A 13973-nucleotide genomic window follows, 5' to 3' on the forward strand; every position below is an offset into this window, starting at 1 on the left:
CGTTGCCGTTTTGCTCCGATACGACGTAGGTATCCGGGCAAATCCGCCCGTTCCCTCTGGGATGCTGGCCACATGATTGACCACATCTCGATCCAGGTCAGCGACCTGGCGGCCAGTACCGCCTTCTATGACGCGGTCCTGGCTCCGCTCGGCCTGCGGCGCATGGTCGAGCTTGCCGACACGGTCGGGTACGGCGACGAGCAGCCCCGGTTCTGGCTCGGCCGGGCCGCCGGCACCGGCCCCGGACGGGAGACGCACCTGGCGTTCAGCGCCGCCGACCGCGCCACGGTGGTGGCGTTCCACGACGCCGCGGTGCAGGCTGAGGCGGAGGTGCTGAACGCGCCACGGGTGTGGCCGGAATACCATCCGTCCTACTTCGGGGCGTTCGTCCGGGACCCGGACGGCAACAATGTGGAAGCGGTCTGTCACGTGGCGGGGTGATCCCTGGAGTGTGATCCCTGGAGTGAACGGCCGGCCGCCAGAAAAATCGGCCGGCCTGTCGATTCCGTCGCACCCCGGTCGTCGAAGCATTGTCGGTCCCGACCGGCTTTTCAGATCCGACTGACCTCGAGACACGGAGGAAGACCATGGCTCAGTACCTGATCCTGATCTACGAGACCGAGGACTCCTACGCGCAGGTGACACCCGAGATGTGGCAGCAGATGGCGGAGGCGCACGGACGCTTCATGGAGCAGGTGAAGGAGAAGGGCTCCCGGATCATCTCCAGCGAGGCGCTGCAGCCGACCACCACGGCCACCTCGATCCGCGGCGACATCGTCACCGACGGCCCGTTCGTGGAGACGAAGGAGGCCCTCGGCGGGTACTACCTGATCGAGGCGAACGACCTCGACCACGCGCTGGACATCGCGAAGCTGTGCCCGGCGCCCTACGGCGGCGTCGAGGTACGCCCGATCATGGATGTCTCGGCAGGCATGTGAGTTGGACCCGGCGGTCGCATGACCGGCGTTGACGAGGCGGACGTACGGCGCGCGGTCGCCGACGCGCACCGTCGCGAGTGGGCGTTCGTGCTCGCCGCGACGGTGCGCGTCACCGGCGACCTCGACGTCGCCGAGGAGTGCGTCCAGGACGCGTACGTGACCGCGCTGGACAGCTGGCTGCACCGGGGGATTCCGGAGCGGCCCGGCGCCTGGCTGACGACCACGGCCCGCAACCGGGCCCTGGACCTGCTCCGCCGGGACCGGACCCTGCGCACCAAGCTGCCGCTGCTCGTCGAGCCGACCGGTACGGACAACGGCGGCCTGGGCTACGACGGCATGGGCGACGACGGCGTGGGCGGCGTGCTCGGGGAGGGGAACGGCGTGATCCCGGACGACCGGTTGCGTCTCGTCTTCACCTGCTGCCACCCGGCGCTGGCCCGGGAGGCGCAGGTCGCGCTGACGCTCCGGCTGCTCTGCGGGCTGAGCACCGGCGAGATCGCGGGCGCGTTCCTGGTGACGGAGTCGACGATGGCGGCCCGGGTGACCCGGGCGAAGAAGAAGATCACGGCGGCCCGGATCGCGTACCGGGTGCCGGGCGCGGCCGAGTTGCCCGACCGGCTGGACGCCGTACTGACCGTGGTGCACCTGCTCTACACGACCGGACACACCGCTCCGGCCGGTGGGACGCTGGTGCGCCACGACCTGATCGAGCGCGCCTTCGACCTGGCCCGGATGCTGCGCGCCCTCATGCCCGACGAGCGGGAGGCCGCCGGCCTGCTCGCTCTGATGCTCCTGACCGACGCGCGGCGCGGCACCCGTACCGGGCCGGACGGCCGGCTGGCGTTGCTGGCCGAGCAGGACCGCACCGGGTGGGACCGGGCCGCGATCGTCGAGGGCAGCGACCTGGTTCTCGTCTCGCTGCGCGGCGGTCGGCCCGGCCGGTTCGCGCTCCAGGCCGCGATCGCCGCGTTGCACGCCCAGGCGCCCAGCTACCAGGAGACCGACTGGCCGCAGATCCTGGGACTGTACGGCGAGCTGCTGCGGGTGTGGCCGTCGCCGGTGGTCGCCCTCAACCGCGCGGTGGCGCTGTGCATGGTCAGTGGCCCCGCGGCGGCGCTCGCGGAGGTCGAGGTGCTGGGGGCGGACCCGCGGCTGGCCGGGTACCGGTACCTCCCGGCGACCCGCGCCGACCTGCTGCGGCAGTTGGGCAGGGACGCCGAGGCGGTCGCCGCCTACCGGGTCGCGCTCGACCTGTGCGACAACGAGACCGAACGCGAGTTTCTCTCCGCCCGGATCGCCGAGTTGTCTTCGTGAGACGAGGTCGCGTTTCGCGTAAACCGCCGGGACGTCAGGGCTGAAGCCCTGATCGGTCGGTACACCCGGACGTCGGGCCGGCCCCGCCGACCATGAATGGTTTCGCCTCACGCCGTCCGTCGGGTGGGCGATCAGCCAAAGGGATCGCTTCTCGGTCGCGGTCTGCCGGGTATTTGTCAGCGGGCTATCTGGAGCGTTCCGGCGCCGGTACGTTCCGTGGCGAACCTTGGCAGCGCACCCCTTCGCGACCGGCGGAAGACCGTCGGCCGCTAAGTGTCATGTGCGGCCCGGAACACGAGCCGCCGACCGAAAGAGGAGCCGTGAGCGTTTCGCTTACCGAGGAACCGATCGGCGTCGCCGTCATCGGAGCCGGCTACTGGGGACCCAATCTGGTCCGTAACTTCCAGGCTTCACCATCGTTCCGGCTGCGCTGGCTGTGCGACCTCGACGTCGCGCGGGCACAGCGGGCTCTCGGCCAGTACTCGACCGTGCAGGCCACGGCCGACCTCGAACGGGTGCTCGACGATCCGGCGGTGCACGCGGTGGCCATCGCCACCCCGGCCGGTACTCACCTGGACGTGGCCATGTCGGCGCTGCGAGCCGGCAAGCACGTGCTCGTGGAGAAGCCGCTCGCCGCGCGGTACCCGGACGGGCTGCGGCTGGTCGAGGAGGCCGACCGGCGCGGGCTGGTCCTGATGTGCGACCACACCTACTGCTACACCCCGGCGGTGCTGCGGATCCGCGAGATGCTCCGCGGCGGCGAGCTGGGCGAGCTGCACTACCTGGACTCGGTGCGAATCAATCTCGGTCTGGTCCAGCGGGACATCGACGTCATTTGGGACCTGGCACCCCACGATCTGTCCATTTTGGACTTCGTGCTGCCGGACAACGTCCGACCGGTCTCGGTGGCGGCCGCCGGCGCCGACCCGATCGGGGCCGGCCGTTCCTGCGTCGCATACCTCACCCTCCGGCTGACCGGTGGGGCCATCGCGCACGTCCACGTCAACTGGCTGTCGCCGATCAAGGTGCGCACCACGCTGATCGGTGGCTCGAAGCGCACGATGGTCTGGGACGACCTCAACCCGACGCAGCGCATCTCGGTCTACGACCGGGGAGTCGACCTGGCCGCCCCGGATGAGCTGGGTGCCGAACAGCGGCGGGAGATGCTCGTCTCGTACCGCTCCGGCGACATGGTCGCTCCCGCGATGCCGGAGCGGGAGGCATTGCGCTCGATGGCCGAGGAGTATGCGGGCGCCATCCGCACCGGCCGCGCGCCGCTCACCGACGGCCGGTCCGGCCTGCGGGTACTGGAAATCCTGGAAGCCGCCTCGCGCAGCCTGGCCGAGGGCGGCGCGTCGATCCCCCTGGAGAGTGCAGTGACACCGAACGCGATGGCCGGCAGCGCGCGCCGCGAGGTGGCGGCATGAGTGAATCGGAAGGGGCACGCGCATCGGCGGCGGTCGCGATCGACGGGGCGCGGGCACTGGTCACCGGTGGGGCCGGCACGATCGGGTCGCATGTGGTGGACCAACTGCTCGACGGCGGGGCGGCGGAGATCGTCGTGCTGGACAACCTGGTGCGCGGCCGGCTGGCCAACCTCGCCAGGGCGCTGGACGACAGCCGGGTCCGGCTGGTTGAGGGCGACATCCGCGACGCCGGGCTGGTGCGCGAGCTGACCGCCGGGAAGGACCTGGTGTTCCACCTCGCGGCGATCCGGATCACCCAGTGCGCGCAGGAGCCCAGGCTGGCCAACGAGGTGCTGGTCGACGGCACGTTCAACGTGGTGGAGGCGGCGGCCGAGGCGGGCGTACGCAAGGTGGTGGCGTCGTCCTCCGCCTCCGTGTACGGGCTGGCCGAGGAGTTTCCCACGACGGAATGGCACCACCCGTACCACAACGACACGTTCTACGGGGCGGCCAAGGCGTTCAACGAGGCCACGCTCCGCAGCTTCCACGCCATGAACGGGCTGGACTACGTTGCCCTGCGCTACTTCAACGTGTACGGCCCCCGGATGGACATCCACGGGCTGTACACGGAGGTGCTGATCCGCTGGATGGAGCGGATCGAGGCGGGCCAGCCACCGCTGATTCTCGGCGACGGTACGCAGACGATGGACTTCGTTCACGTCGCCGACATCGCCCGGGCCAACATCCTGGCGGCTACCGCCGACGTGACCGACGACGTGTTCAACATCGCGTGCGGTGTCGAGACGAGCCTGCGCGAGCTGGCCCTCGCGCTCGCCGAGACGATGGAGGCGAAGCCGGACCTGGAGTTCGGTCCGGCCCGCGCGGTCAACGGGGTGACCCGCCGGCTCGCCGACACCAGCGCGGCGGCCGACAAGCTGGGTTTCGTCGCCGGCATCCGCCTGGCGGACGGCCTGGCCGACCTGGTCCGCTGGTGGCGCGCCGAGCGGGCCGCGTCGTGACCCCGCCGACGACCTCGCCGATGATTGTGCGGGCGCACGCAACGGAGGATCTCTCGTGATCCCGGTGATGAAGCCGTACCTGGGCGAGGAGGAGGCGCAGGCGGCCGCCGAGGCCGTCCGGTCCGGCTGGGTCGCCCAGGGGCCGAGGGTGGCCCGGTTCGAGGAGTCCTTCGCCTCCTACGTCGGCGCCGGGCACGGGGTGGCGCTCAGCTCCTGCACGACCGCCCTGCACCTGGCGCTCGTGGCGCTGGGCATCGGCCCGGGTGACGAGGTCATCGTGCCGTCGCTGTCGTTCATCGCGACCGCGAACGCGGCCCGGTATGTCGGCGCGACTCCGGTCTTCGCCGACGTCGAGCTGTTCACCGGCAACCTGACGGTGGAGACCGTGGACGCGGTGCGGACGCTGCGCACCCGGGCGGTGATCGCGGTGCACCAGGGCGGCGTGCCGTTCGACACGGTCGCCCTGCGCGCGGCGTGCCAGAGCTGGGAGGTGCCGCTGGTCGAGGACGCGGCGTGCGCGGCCGGGTCGACCGCGTACGACCGGCCGCTCGGGGACGGCGCGCTGCTCGCGGCGTGGTCGTTCCATCCCCGTAAGGTCATCACGACCGGCGAGGGGGGAGCGCTGACGCTCGACCGCGAGGACTGGGCGGCGCGGCTGCGCCGGCTGCGCGAGCACGGCATGAGCGTGTCGGCCGCCGACCGGCACCGGAGCACCCAGCCGGTGTTCGAGGCATACCTGGAGACCGGCTTCAACTACCGAATGACCGACATCCAGGCCGCGGTCGGGCTGGTGCAGCTCGGAAAGCTGGACGCGATGGTGGCCCGCCGGCGGGAGCTGGCGGCACGGTACCGGGAGCTTCTGTCCGATGTGGACGGCCTGACCCCGGTGGCGGACCCGCCGTACGGGCGGGCCAACTTCCAGTCGTTCTGGGTGCTGCTCGACGAGCGGTTCGGTCGCGGCCGGGACGAGGTTCTGGCCGAGCTGGCGGTCGCCGGTGTCTCGGCACGGCGGGGCATCATGGCGGCTCACCTGGAGCCGGCGTACGCGCAGGCGCGATCGTCGCGCCTGCCGGTGACCGAGCGGCTCACCCGGGACTCGCTGATCCTCCCGCTGTTCCACACGCTGACCGCCGACGAGCAGGACCAGGTCGTGGGTACGCTGCGGAAACTGGCCCGGGGATGACCGCTGACCTGCTGATCGCGGGCGCGGGCGGGTTCGCCCGGGAGACCGTGTCGGCCGTTCGCGCGATCAACGAAGCGGCCAACCACGCGACCGACGAGGTGCGGCCGGCGTTCCGGCTGCTCGGCTTCCTGGACGACGATCCCGCGCTGCACGGCACCGGCCGAGCCGGGCTCACCGTCCTCGGTGGACTGTCCACTGTCTACGACCATCCGGACGCCATGGTGGTCGTGTGCGTCGGCAACCCGCGGGACTACGCGGCCCGGGCCCGGGTGGTCAACCGGCTGGCGCTGCCCGACCACCGGTACGCGACCATCGTGCACCCGTCCGCGTCGGTCGGCACCGGCTGCGCCGTCGGCCCGGGCAGTGTCCTGCTGGCCGGCGCGGTCCTGACCGCCGAGGTCACCGTCGGCGCGCACGTGTCGGTGATGCCGCAGGCGGTGCTGACCCACGACGACGTGGTCGAGGACTACGCGACGATCGCGTCCGGGGTGCGCCTGGGCGGTGCGGCGTGGTTGGAGCCGGGCGTGTACCTCGGCGCGGGCGCGCTGATCCGCGAGGGTGTGCGGATCGGCGCGGGTTCGCTGATCGGCATGGGCGCGGTGGTGCTGCGCGACGTGCCACCGGGCGAGGTGTGGGCCGGGAACCCGGCCCGGCGGCTGCGCCCGGCGGATGAGAAAGCCAGTGTGTTCGCCGGTATGACCGTGAGGAGTAGCTGAGCCATGGGCAGAGTTCCGCTCGTCGACCTCCAGGCCGCGCACGCCGAGGTGGCCGAGGAGGTCGAGCTGGGCTTCAAGCGGGTCATCTCGACGACCGGGTTCATCGGCGGCGAGGAGGTGGCCGCGTTCGAGCGAGAGTACGCGGCGTTCGCCGGCGTCCCGCACTGCGTCGGAGTGGCCAACGGCACCGATGCGCTGGAGTTGGCGCTGCGCGCGGTCGGCGTGGGGCCGGGCGGCGAAGTGATCCTGCCGGCGAACACGTTCATCGCGACGGCCGAGGCGGTCGCCCGGACCGGTGCCCGGCCGGTACTCGTGGACATGGACCCGGACAGCTACCTTATCGACGTCGAGGCGGCGCTCGCGGCCGTCACCCCGGCCACCCGCGCGGTGCTGCCGGTGCACCTGTACGGGCAGCTCGCCCCGGTCGAACGGCTGGTCGAGGGGCTGGCCGGCAGCGGAGTGGCGGTCGTCGAGGATGCCGCGCAGTGCCAGGGCGCCACCCGGTACGGGCGGGGTGCCGGTTCCTGGGGGATCGCGGCGACCAGCTTCTACCCCGGCAAGAACCTGGGCGCGTACGGCGACGCCGGTGCGGTGGTGAGCACCGACCAGACGCTGGCGACAACCGTCCGGACGCTGGCCAACCACGGCGGCCTGACCAAGTACGCGCACGACCTGGTCGGCTTCAACAGCCGGCTCGACGCCCTGCAGGCGGTCGTGCTCCGGGCCAAACTGGCCAAGCTGGCCGCCGGCAACCAGGCGCGGCGGGCCGCGGCACAGCGGTACGACGACCTGCTCGCCGGGCTGGACGTGGTGCGGCCGGCGACGCTGCCCGGCAACCTGCACGTCTGGCACCTGTACGTGGTGCGGGTGCCCGACCGGGACCGGGTGGTCGCGGAGCTCAACGCGGCCGGCATCGGCGCGGGCATCCACTACCCGACACCGGTGCACCTGACTCGCGCCTTCGAACACCTCGGGTACCGGCGGGGCGCGTTCCCGCACGCCGAGGCCGCCGCCGATCGGATCCTCTCGTTACCCGTCTACCCGCAGATCACCGGGCAGGCGCAGGAGTCCGTCATCGAGACACTGCGTTCCCTGTTGTGACCCCGGCAGGCCGCGACACGAGGACGCCGGGCGGGCTCAACGGGGCGACGCCCGGCACGTCCGGGGGAGCAGTTGGCGAGGGCGGGCGCTGGGCCGACCGACCGAGGGGCGGCGCCGCCCTCGGGGCCGCGGTGCGGCCGATGGGTTCCCAGCAGGCCGCCGTGATGCTCCAGGCGTTCGCGGTCGCGGCCTTCGTGTTGCCGACCGACACGGTGATCCGGGTGATCGGCGCGCAGGGGTACGTTGCCAGCCTCATCGCCATGCTCCTGCTGGCGGCCTGGATCGTGACGGCGATCTTCGGTTACCACGATCCGCTGCACACCCGGTACCCGATCCGGGGTGCGCTCGCACTGATGTGGATCTGCACGCTGCTGTCCTACGCCGCGATGCCGTTCTACGTTCCCGACGAGAGCCAGCGGCTCGGCGCCGGCCGGTGGCTCATGCTGTGGGCCGGCACGTCGGGGGTGGTGCTGGTCGCCGCCGAGCACCTGCGGTCGATGCGCGACGTGCACCGCGTGGTTCGCGTCATCGTGTGGGGCGGTGCGTTCTCCGGGTTCATCGCCGTGTTCCAGTTCTGGTTGCACTGGGATCTCAAGCCGTACCTGCGGCAGTTGTTGGTGGGATTCGAACGCAACGGCGACTACTCCGGCTTCCAGGGACGGGACGCGCTGGTGCGGGTCACCGGCATGGCGAACCATCCGATCGAGTTCGGTGTGGTGGCTGGGATGCTCCTGCCGCTGGCGATCTGGCTCGGTCTCTACGGCCGGCAGCGCTCGGCGCTGCGGCGCTGGCTGCCGTTGGTGCTGATCGGGATGTGCATCCCCATGTCGGTGTCCCGGTCCGCGATCCTCGCGAGCGTCACGTCCGTCGGCGTCCTGGTCGTCGCGCTGCCGGTCGCCGAGCGCGCGCGGGTCATCCTGTTCACGCCGGTCGCGGTGGTTGGCGTCTTCGCGTCCACACCCGGCTATCTACGCACCATGTACGGGCTGTTCACCGCGGGCTCCACCGATCCGTCGGTCGCCAACCGGTTGAACAACTATCCACGGGTACTCGCCGCCGTGCAGGCGCATCCGTGGCTGGGCGCCGGCGGCGGTACCGACATCCAGACCGACCTGACGAAGGTGCTCGACAACCAGTACCTCAAGTCCGCCATCGAGCTGGGTCTGGTCGGTGTGCTGGCTTTGATTCTCTATCTCGTGGTACCGATGATCGCCATGGTCCAGGTGGCGGTCAAAGCGCGCGATCCCGAATTTCGCGCCCTGTGCGCTGCCCTGGCCGGAGCCGCGCTAGCGGCGGCCGTAGCCTCATATACTTTTGATTCCTTCTCCTTCGCCCAGTTCGCTTCGGTCCACGCGCTCGTGGTCGGACTGTGCGGTACCTGTTGGCTGCATGCACACCGCCCTCCTTCCTCCTCGTAAGAAGCGAGTCGTTCATGGATCTGCTGGCCATCTTCTCCTCTCTCCGGCGCCACCCGCTGGTTGTGGTGATCCTCGCGCTGCTGGTCGTCGGCGGAGACGCGTACGTGCTGTTTGTCATCCCTCCGTCGTACGAGTCGCAGGCCCAGTACGTTCTGATCGCACCGCCGGCTCCGCCGACCGACGCGCAGATCGCCGCGGATCCGGCACTGGGACGGCTGAACGACAACAACCCCTACCTCAGGTTGCCGAGCTCGGTTGTCGTGGATGTGTTGGCGCAGCGGGTGTCCGGTGACGCGGTGCGCCGCGACCTGATCGCGCAGGGCGCCGATCGGAATTACGTGATCAGCTCGACCAACAGCATCGGCAACGGTCTCGTCATCCAGATCACCGGCACCGGCCACTCCGCCGGCCAGGCACAGGGCACGCTGAACCTGGTCGCCGCGCGGACCAAGAGCGAGCTGCAGACCATGCAGACGATCGACGGTGCCGACAGCCGGTTCCTGTTCCAGGTGTTGGCGATCAACGCACCAACCGACGCGACCCGGAAGATAACCGGAACAATGCGGTCGCTGATCGCGGTGACCGCGGCCGGGGTGATTCTGATATTCGCCTTGATCTCCGTACTGGAGGCGCTGCCCACCCGGCGAAGGAAGCCGCGGCACGGCGACCCGGGCGACGGCGGTGGGCAGCCGGGCAACGATCTCACGATGGTTCTGCCCCGAATGCCGAGGGAAGCGGCCGGGTCGATCGCCGTCACGACCGAACGGCGGTCAAACGGTCAGTCCACTCCGGCACGGGGGGACGCCTGACGGTCTACGGCCCCGGCCTGTTGGCCGACCGCGCCACCATCCGGGTGGCGATCGGTGCCGGATGGACGGTCAGTTGTCCAGTAGTCGAGATGTACATAGCGTTCGGCTTGTCGTCCTGGGGGACACGGTGACTGTCATTCTTCGTGAGGTGAGGGCCGTGGACGGCGAACATTTCGGACTAAGACCGGCGGCGCCGTCGCCGGAGGTTCCGCACGCGCCGGCGCGCCGGAGGCTGGCGGAACGACTTCCCATCGCCCGGGTGCTGACCGGCCGGGCCGGCTCGGCGCCGGAGGCGTGGACGCGGGCGTGGTTGTCGCGGCAGGTGCGGCGGGTCTGGCGGCCGGCCAGCGCGGTCGCCGGTGTGCTGTCGATCCTCATTGCCGGAGTCGGCGGTGTGGGCAGCCCGGCACAAGCGGATTCCTGCTCCCCCAACCCGATCGTCTGCGAGAACGCCAAGGACGGCACGCCGGAATCGGTCTGGGACATCCATGGATCGGGGGACGACACCATCCAGGGGTTCGCCACCGACATCAGCGTCAACATCGGACAGACCATCAACTTCAAGATAAAGACCGATGCGCCCCAGTACACCATTGATATCTACCGGTTGGGCTACTACAAGGGCGACGGCGCCCGCTACATCGACAGCGTCACGCCGATCGCGAATGTCGCGGAGCATCAGCCCGACAACTGCCTGTTCGACCCGGACACCGAGATCTACGACTGCGGTAGCTGGGCCGTCACCGCCTCCTGGCCGGTGCCGGTCACAGCGGTGTCCGGCGTGTACGTGGCCACCCTGAAGCGCACCGACAACCAGGGCAAGAGCCAGATCACGTTCATCGTGCGCAATGACGCCAGCCACTCGCAGATGCTGTTCAAGACGTCCGATGCCACCTGGCAGGCGTACAACATGTACGGCGGCGCGGACTTCTACCACGGCTTCGACAACGGGCGTGCCTACAAGCTGAGCTACAACCGTCCATTCGCGACTCGCGGCGACAACAGCGGACGTGACTTCCTGTTCAGCAACGAGTATCCGATGATCCGGTTCCTGGAACGCAACGGCTACGACGTCAGCTACACGACGGATGTCGACGCCGACCGCTACGGTTCGCTCATCCGGAACCACAACATCTTCCTGTCGGTGGGGCACGACGAGTACTGGTCGGAGAACGAGCGCGACAACGTCGAGGCGGCCCGGGACGCGGGCGTGAACCTCGCCTTCTTCAGCGGCAACGAGGTGTACTGGAAGACCCGCTGGGAGCCGAGCGAGGACGGCAGCTCCACCGACTACCGGACCCTGGTGACCTACAAGGAGACCTGGGATCCGGGCCACAAGCTCGATCCCACCGACGATTGGACCGGCACCTGGCGGGATCCGACGATGAGCCCGCCGTACGACGGCGGCCAGCCGGAGAACGCGCTGACCGGCACGGCCTACATGGCCAACAGCGACGACCTGGCGCTGCAGGTGCCGCCGGACGAGGGGCTGTTCCGTCTGTGGCGCTACAGCGGGGTCGCCCGGCAGGCGGCCCTGGGCCAGACATCGACGCTGACTCCGCACACCGTCGGGTACGAGTCCGATGAGGACTTGGACAACGGGTTCCGGCCCGCCGGCCTGATCGACCTGTCGACCACCGTCGGCGACACCCCGCAGTACCTGCAGGACTTCGGCCTCCGCGTGGCGCCCGGTACGACAACCCACCACATGACTCTGTACCGTGCGCCGAGCGGAGCGCTGGTCTTCGGCGCCGGTACCATCCAGTGGGCCTGGGGCTTGGACGACGACCACGACGGCACGGAGCCGCCGGCGGACCCGAGCATGCAGCAGGCGACCGTCAACCTGTTCGCGGACATGGGCGTGCAGCCGGCCACGCTGATGGCAGGGCTCACGCCGGCCACGGCGTCCGCCGACACCCAGGCTCCCACCGTGACGATCACCGCGCCCGCTGCGGACAGCACGGTCGCCAACGGCGCTCAGGTCACTCTGATGGGCAGCGCGTCGGACGTGGGCGGCCACGTCGCGGCGGTCGAGGTGTCCACCGACGGCGGGACCACCTGGCACCGGGCGAACGGCACGGGACCGTGGTCCTACACGTTCATCGCGGCCGGGGTGACCGATGAGACCGTCTTCGTACGCGGTGTCGACGACAGCGTGAACATCGGCTCCACGCCGGCCAGCCTGCACCTCAAACTCACCGGTCTGGCCAGCTTGTTCGGCAATGTGACCCCGGCCGTCCCGGCGGCGAACGACAGCTCGTCGGTCGAGGTCGGCGTGAAGGTCGTCCCGCACGACGACGGCTTCATCACCGGGGTGCGTTTCTACAAGGGTTCCGGCAACACCGGTACGCACACCGGCACGCTGTGGTCCAGCACCGGGACGAAGCTGGCCACCGGCACGTTCGTCAACGAGACCGCCAACGGCTGGCAGACACTCACTTTCAGCACGCCGGTGGCGGTCACCGCCAACACCACCTACGTCGCCTCGTACTACGCCCCGAGCGGGCACTACTCGGCGGACAACTGGTCGTTCATCTACGCCGGCTCCTCCGCCGGGCCGCTGAGCACGCCCAGATCCGGTGACGTCGGCGGCAACGGGCTCTACCGGGCCGGCACCGGCTTCCCGACGAACACCTTCCAGGCGGCCAACTACTACGTGGACGTACTGTTCCAGGACGAAAGCACGGTCGTGCCGACGGTGATGTCGAACACGCCGAGCGCCAACGCCCTGTACGTGCCCACGTCGACGTCCGTCGTGGCGGCCTTCTCCAAGGCACTCGATCCGACGTCGGTGCGGTTCACGCTGACCGGCCCTGGCGGGGCGGTCGCCGGGACCACGACCTACGACGCCGGATCGAAGTCCGCGACCTTCACGCCGTCCGCCCCACTGGCCGCCGGCATGGGATACACGGCAAGCGTGCAGGGGCACGACCTGACCGGCAAGGCGGTCACCGGGACCACGACCTGGTCGTTCACGACCGAGTCCTACACGGGCCTCAACACGCTGTTCGCCACGGGCGCGGTGCCCGTGGTCCCGGCCACCGCGGACACCAATGCCACCGAGGTCGGTGTCAAGTTCACTCCGTCGGTCAACGGGTCCGTGGTGGGCGTGCGCTTCTACAAGGGCGACGGCAACACCGGACCGCACACCGGCAGCCTCTGGACGGGCACCGGCGTGCTGCTGGCCCGGGTCACGTTCGGCAGCGAGACCGGTACCGGCTGGCAGACCGCGCACTTCGACACGCCGGTGTCGGTCAGCGCCGGCAGCACGTATGTGGTGTCGTACTACGCGCCGTTCGGCCACTACGCGGCCGACGCCAACGCGTTCGGCTCGCCCCTGGTCAGCGGTGCGCTGACCGCGCCGAGCGGCGGCAACGGCGTGTACCGCTACGGCTCCGACGCCTTCCCCTCCAGTTCGTACCAGTCCAGCAACTACTGGGTGGATCCGCTGTTCCTGCCGGGCGCCGGGCCGACCGGATCGCCGACCCCGTCCGTGCCTCCTCCTCCAACGACGTCTTCCTCGACCACCGCGCCGGCGAGTCCGACGCCGACGATCAGCGACGGGCCGCCGGTCAGTCCGTCGCCGCTGCCCTCGGGCGTGGTGGGCATGTTCACCAACGACGACAGCCCGGCCACGTCGAACTGGAATGACCCGAAGGCCATCGAGGTGGGCCTGAAGTTCTTCGCCGACGCGCCCGGCGTGGTCACCGGCGTCCGGTTCTACAAGGGTTCCATGAACACCGGTGTGCACCAGGGTTCACTGTGGACATCCACTGGCGTTCTACTGGCGACGGCCACCTTCAGCAACGAGACGAGTTCGGGCTGGCAGATGGTCACCTTCTCGACACCGGTTCGCATCACGCCGAACACCACGTACGTGGTGTCGTACTCGACTACGGTCGGATACTATTCGGCTACGCTCAATGTCTTCACGTCCCAGGTGAACAAGCCACCCCTGCACGTCGCGACGAACGGTGGCGCTTACCGCTACGGCTCGGGATTCCCGGGCACGGCCTCCAAGAACAACTACTGGGACGACGCGATGTTCCTGCCGGACTCCACAGGATGA

General features: G+C 69.8%; 11 protein-coding genes. All 11 read left to right on the forward strand.

The annotated features are described in order from the left end of the window. Nucleotides 1-72: 72 nt before the first annotated feature. The 11 genes from Raf01_RS05535 to Raf01_RS05585 all read left to right on the forward strand — a co-directional run bounded on the left by Raf01_RS05535 (nucleotide 73) and on the right by Raf01_RS05585 (nucleotide 13973). A complete protein-coding gene (locus Raf01_RS05535; protein ID WP_203916620.1) occupies nucleotides 73-441 on the forward strand; it encodes a VOC family protein in 369 nt (122 codons plus the stop codon). Nucleotides 442-587: 146 nt separating this feature from the next. Further along, nucleotides 588-938, forward strand: a complete 351-nt coding sequence (locus Raf01_RS05540; RefSeq protein WP_203916621.1) for a YciI family protein — start codon at nucleotides 588-590, stop codon at nucleotides 936-938. Between the two features lie 87 nt (nucleotides 939-1025). Continuing rightward, nucleotides 1026-2252, forward strand: coding sequence for an RNA polymerase sigma factor (locus Raf01_RS05545; RefSeq protein ID WP_203916664.1), 1227 nt, complete (start codon nucleotides 1026-1028; stop codon nucleotides 2250-2252). A 320-nt stretch (nucleotides 2253-2572) separates the two neighbouring features. After that, complete coding sequence (locus tag Raf01_RS05550) at nucleotides 2573-3679, forward strand: Gfo/Idh/MocA family protein (RefSeq protein ID WP_239133395.1); 1107 nt, start codon at nucleotides 2573-2575, stop codon at nucleotides 3677-3679. Then, entirely contained in the window at nucleotides 3676-4677 is a 1002-nt protein-coding gene (locus Raf01_RS05555) for an NAD-dependent epimerase/dehydratase family protein (RefSeq protein WP_203916623.1), read from the forward strand. The genes Raf01_RS05550 and Raf01_RS05555 overlap by 4 nt, the downstream gene beginning before the upstream one ends. 55 nt (nucleotides 4678-4732) lie before the next feature. After that, nucleotides 4733-5860 (forward strand): DegT/DnrJ/EryC1/StrS family aminotransferase, encoded by a 1128-nt coding sequence (locus tag Raf01_RS05560; RefSeq protein ID WP_239133396.1) that lies wholly within the window; start codon nucleotides 4733-4735, stop codon nucleotides 5858-5860. Then, a complete protein-coding gene (locus Raf01_RS05565) occupies nucleotides 5857-6576 on the forward strand; it encodes an acetyltransferase (protein ID WP_203916624.1) in 720 nt (239 codons plus the stop codon). The genes Raf01_RS05560 and Raf01_RS05565 overlap by 4 nt, the downstream gene beginning before the upstream one ends. Before the next feature lie 3 nt (nucleotides 6577-6579). After that, nucleotides 6580-7677, forward strand: coding sequence for a DegT/DnrJ/EryC1/StrS family aminotransferase (locus tag Raf01_RS05570; RefSeq protein ID WP_203916625.1), 1098 nt, complete (start codon nucleotides 6580-6582; stop codon nucleotides 7675-7677). Between the two features lie 140 nt (nucleotides 7678-7817). Beyond that, complete coding sequence (locus tag Raf01_RS05575; protein WP_203916626.1) at nucleotides 7818-9095, forward strand: O-antigen ligase family protein; 1278 nt, start codon at nucleotides 7818-7820, stop codon at nucleotides 9093-9095. A gap of 14 nt (nucleotides 9096-9109) precedes the next feature. Beyond that, nucleotides 9110-9904, forward strand: coding sequence for a Wzz/FepE/Etk N-terminal domain-containing protein (locus Raf01_RS05580; protein ID WP_203916627.1), 795 nt, complete (start codon nucleotides 9110-9112; stop codon nucleotides 9902-9904). A 157-nt stretch (nucleotides 9905-10061) separates the two neighbouring features. Continuing rightward, on the forward strand, nucleotides 10062-13973 hold the full coding sequence (locus Raf01_RS05585) for a DUF4082 domain-containing protein (RefSeq protein ID WP_203916628.1): 3912 nt from the start codon (nucleotides 10062-10064) through the stop codon (nucleotides 13971-13973).

Origin of the sequence: Rugosimonospora africana (assembly GCF_016862975.1) — a bacterium.
Lineage (GTDB): Bacteria > Actinomycetota > Actinomycetes > Mycobacteriales > Micromonosporaceae > Rugosimonospora > Rugosimonospora africana.

What these genes read in the sequence shown, in the direction of transcription:
- Raf01_RS05535 (WP_203916620.1), top strand. Translation starts at nt 73, where the DNA reads ATGATTGACCACATCTCGATCCAGGTCAGCGACCTGGCGGCCAGTACC.
- Raf01_RS05540 (WP_203916621.1), top strand. Translation starts at nt 588, where the DNA reads ATGGCTCAGTACCTGATCCTGATCTACGAGACCGAGGACTCCTACGCG.
- Raf01_RS05555 (WP_203916623.1), top strand. Translation starts at nt 3,676, where the DNA reads ATGAGTGAATCGGAAGGGGCACGCGCATCGGCGGCGGTCGCGATCGAC.
- Raf01_RS05565 (WP_203916624.1), top strand. Translation starts at nt 5,857, where the DNA reads ATGACCGCTGACCTGCTGATCGCGGGCGCGGGCGGGTTCGCCCGGGAG.
- Raf01_RS05570 (WP_203916625.1), top strand. Translation starts at nt 6,580, where the DNA reads ATGGGCAGAGTTCCGCTCGTCGACCTCCAGGCCGCGCACGCCGAGGTG.
- Raf01_RS05575 (WP_203916626.1), top strand. Translation starts at nt 7,818, where the DNA reads ATGGGTTCCCAGCAGGCCGCCGTGATGCTCCAGGCGTTCGCGGTCGCG.
- Raf01_RS05580 (WP_203916627.1), top strand. Translation starts at nt 9,110, where the DNA reads ATGGATCTGCTGGCCATCTTCTCCTCTCTCCGGCGCCACCCGCTGGTT.